Origin of the sequence: Bacillus cereus group sp. BfR-BA-01309 (assembly GCF_022664315.1) — a bacterium.
GTDB classification, from domain to species: domain Bacteria; phylum Bacillota; class Bacilli; order Bacillales; family Bacillaceae_G; genus Bacillus_A; species Bacillus_A mobilis.
Genome location: NZ_JAKUHE010000042.1, coordinates 1 through 3,966, shown reverse-complemented (window position 1 = coordinate 3,966; position 3,966 = coordinate 1). Strand labels below are relative to the sequence as shown.

The following is a 3,966-nucleotide window of genomic DNA, read 5'->3' as shown; positions in this document are numbered from 1 at the left end:
GTTTGTCTAGCATCTAAAAATAAAAATTGACGTTTCACGTTGTTTGTTTCGTTCAGTTTTCAAAGAACTACTTGGTCGCTCATTTGCGACTCCCTTATGTTAACATCTTCGTTAGTTAATGTCAACTAAGTTTTTCATTTTCTTTGCCGCGTTCTGCGTTATTGCATCGGCGACTTGTTCTATATTACACCTCTAATGTTCAATCGTCAATACCTTTTTATAAATATATTCAAGTTAATATTTTTACATTCTCTAATTTAGAAAAGAGCCTATAAAGATTGTATTATCAACAAAGCCTCTTCTACTTTACTTTCATTTCTTCTTCCAAAATACATTCAAGTTTACTTATACACTAGACTTAATTTGCACGTAAGTTTTTCCCCTGCGAAACTAACAACCTTATTTTCATAAATACTAATATGTAGTTTAAAAATTATCACACTCCCTAATACCTCGTTACTTATTAGGCACTCTATTAGAAACGATTGAAGATATACGTATTTTTATAACAGATAACGATACAGAAATGCTTATATACTACTCTAGTTATAGAGTTCCCCTTATATGAAGTAATCGTTACTTACCTGTTCACTCGTAAATATATAGAAACAGACTAATACATTTACTAACTATCCCTGTGTCACTGAAATAGCAGACTTATATCTCTTTCATCTTTAGCAGCATCCATTTCCATACGGCCTAGCCGTAACAATTTTATATCCACTTAACAAAGTTTTAAGATACACAACTAAACTATACTTGATTAAAAATACGCACCTCAATTGATCAAGTGTACCCAACACACTCATCAAGAACGTTCGTTACCTTTGTGTTTTATCACATTTAAGAATGTTTATCCTATACCTATTATTTACGTTTTAACGCTAGAAGAGCGAATCAAATTACTAACGTTGTTTCTATTATGTATCCCTCGTTTTGAAATACATATAGAATCACAAATTTATTTATTTCTAGCTACAAACCTAAGAATACACAACAATAAGAAACCAACACATATCAAACACTCACAAAAACAACTTCTGCAACAAGGTATACTTTGGCTGCACAATTTATAAATCATACCCTTTTCAACACCTATAGAAGTCCTGTACATATTTAACGCAAATATAAACTACAAAAGTTTCAATATAAAAAGAGCCGGAATTTCTATTCTAAGGAAATCCGACTCTTTTTATATTGGGCCATAACCAAAATAATTTTTACATTTAAGATTAAATGTCTATTTAATATTCCCTACTCTGCTGCGCTGAAGATGGATGTACCATGTCTGTCACTGCATGATACAGATTTTCTGGATGTTCAGCTATCCGATGACATAAATACAAGTACCACTCTTTCCCATAAGTCAAATATACTCTAGCGTTCTGTCCCTTGTTTTTCAAATTACTTAACATATCCGGACGAATTCCATATAGCATTTCTATTTCTACATTAGATCCACTAAAATATTGACGTTGCTCCATCTCTTTAATAAGAATTTCATCGTGTGTAGCAATAGATACAGGGTGATTATTTTCAATTAATTGTTCTACAATCTGAAGATACTGTTGATTCAAGTCAGTTGACCTAGGCATAGCAATATCTGAAGCTTCTTGATAGGCACCTTTTACAACTCTTATTTTCCCTGGATAATGTAGGAGTTCTTGAATATCATTATTCGAACGATATAAATGTGCCTGAATCGTTATCCCTACATTAGGATATTGCTCAGTTGTTTTTTTATAGATAGAAAGTATGTCGGCTACCTTAGATGATTCTTCCATACTTATCATAAGGGTAGTTCCATATACTTTTGCCTTCTCTGCCAACTCCATTAAATGAATATAAGATATTTCTGGGTCTATAGATAATCCAATATGCGATAAATCGAGTGATACTGTTTGTTTTATTGGCAGAGCACCCACGTCTCCAATAAGATTCAAAAACTCATTTTTTGCTTTATAACATTCCTTTATATCTAGAGTATTTTCCCCTATGTATTCTAGTGAAGTATGATACCCTTTTGTAATTAGTTCTTTTGCCGTCATAATCCCCTCATGTCTCGTTTCTCCGGTGACAAAGCGTTTCGCGGCCTGCAATAATAACGCATAGAGTTCCGTAGATTGTTGTACATAGGATTTTATATGTTCATTTCGTGCAATCGATTTAAATGCCTGAGCTACTTGGAGTTCTTGTTTAGTCATCACATTTTCATCTCCTTTAGAACTATTTGTTCCAACTATAGCATGCTAAAATGGTTTGTATTAGTACCATTTTAGCTATACTTTTATGGTACCAATTTTCATGAAGGGAGCATTTATATGCTTTGGATGCCTATTGTTCGATCGTTAGATATAAGTTTAATTCGCCAGGTTTATCACCAAATACGTGAACGAATATTAAACGGAGAGCTACAATCCGGAGAAAAACTACCATCAACACGGGAATTAGCTTCTGAGTTGAGCGTGTCTAGGAATGTAATTTTAGAAGCTTATGATCAATTACTTTCCGAAGGTTTTTTGGTCGCTCGACAGGGAGCCGGGACATTCATTGCCGAAGGGACTTATTTAAAACAACGTAAAGAATCAACTCTAATTGATTCTTTATCTTGGTGCGAAGAAACAAACAAAGACAGCAACATCATTAATTTCCGTTCAGGGATACCAACATTAGACTTATTTCCACGTAAGGTATGGGCAAAGTTATCTCACACCATATGGAATGAAGCACCCCCTTCTACATTTGGATACGATATTCCCGAAGGACGTCCCGAATTAAGAAAGGCTTTATCACGCTATTTGCTAAAAACAAGAGGAGTTTTTTGTCATCCAGAACAATTGGTGATTACTTCCGGTGCAACTCAAGCTTTAACACTTATTTCTAAATTATTTTTATCGGCGGGTGATGAAGTACTAATAGAAGACCCCATCACCAATGACATTCAAACCATTTTTAAAAATTCAGGAGCCTCCCTTCATCCTATACCAGTTGATGATAATGGAATGGATACATCTTTGTTACCTGCAAATAAAAACCCAAAATTCATCTTCACTACTCCTTCTCACCAGTTTCCTTTTGGAGGAGCTTTACCGATTCAACGACGGGTTCAATTGATTAACTACGCAAGAAATACAAATTGTTATCTCATTGAAGATGATTATGACAGTGAGTTTCGATATGAAGGCTCCCCTGTAAGTTCATTACAAGGATTGGATCCCGAGCATGTTATATATGTAGGTTCATTTAGTAAAATTTTATCACCGGCCCTTAGGATGGGATACTTAGTTCTTCCCTCACAACTTATTGAAAAATGCCGCAGGGTAAAATGGTTTTCAGATCTACATACATCTTCTTTAAATCAGCTTGTCCTCGCTAAATTTATTACCGAGAATCATTTGGAACGGCATATTATGAAGATGAAAAAAATCTATAAAAATCGAAGAGACTTCCTTATCGAGCAATTAAAATTAGCATTCTTAAATGAAATCAATATTTTCGGCTATTCTACAGGATTACACCTGATTGTTGAATTCAATCAAGTTCAATTCACAAAAGAATTACTTGAGGAAATCCAACATCTCGGAGTGAAAGTATATCCCGTGGAAGACCACGCCATTGAAAAAGGAAAACATCATAATCGAGTTATTATGGGGTATGGACATTTAACAACTGAAGAAATAAAAGAAGGTGTGAGCAGGCTACAGAGGGCAATACCTTGTAGATATTCTTGTTAACGAATGACAGTCTAACAAACTTGGCCATATTTTTCTGAAGGTATGCTATTTAGATGTGAAATCATAATAAAACAAAGCTATTTCTCGCTAGATAAACGTACTCATAGAGTCGATATTAATTACAAAATCATTTTATTTAACACAAAAAAGACGAGTCATACTGACTCGTCTTACAGTTGCTTGGCGACGTCCTACTCTCACAGGGACAAGGTCCCAACTACCATCGGCGCTA

The 3,966-nt window shown here is 34.5% G+C and carries 2 protein-coding genes and 1 pseudogene; 2 read left to right on the top strand and 1 reads right to left on the bottom strand.

The features are described 5' to 3' along the window. Positions 1 to 527: 527 nt before the first annotated feature. Positions 528 to 643: pseudogene (locus MR115_RS29400) on the top strand (ABC transporter permease); the annotation flags it as partial. A gap of 601 nt (positions 644 to 1,244) precedes the next feature. Here MR115_RS29400 and MR115_RS29395 read toward each other — a convergent pair. Next, complete coding sequence (locus MR115_RS29395) at positions 1,245 to 2,204, bottom strand: proline dehydrogenase family protein (protein WP_242243827.1); 960 nt, start codon at positions 2,202 to 2,204, stop codon at positions 1,245 to 1,247. Between the two features lie 117 nt (positions 2,205 to 2,321). On the opposite strand from MR115_RS29395, the gene pdxR reads away from it, so the two are divergent. Continuing rightward, complete coding sequence (pdxR, locus tag MR115_RS29390; RefSeq protein ID WP_242243824.1) at positions 2,322 to 3,734, top strand: MocR-like pyridoxine biosynthesis transcription factor PdxR; 1,413 nt, start codon at positions 2,322 to 2,324, stop codon at positions 3,732 to 3,734. Positions 3,735 to 3,966: the final 232 nt, after the last annotated feature.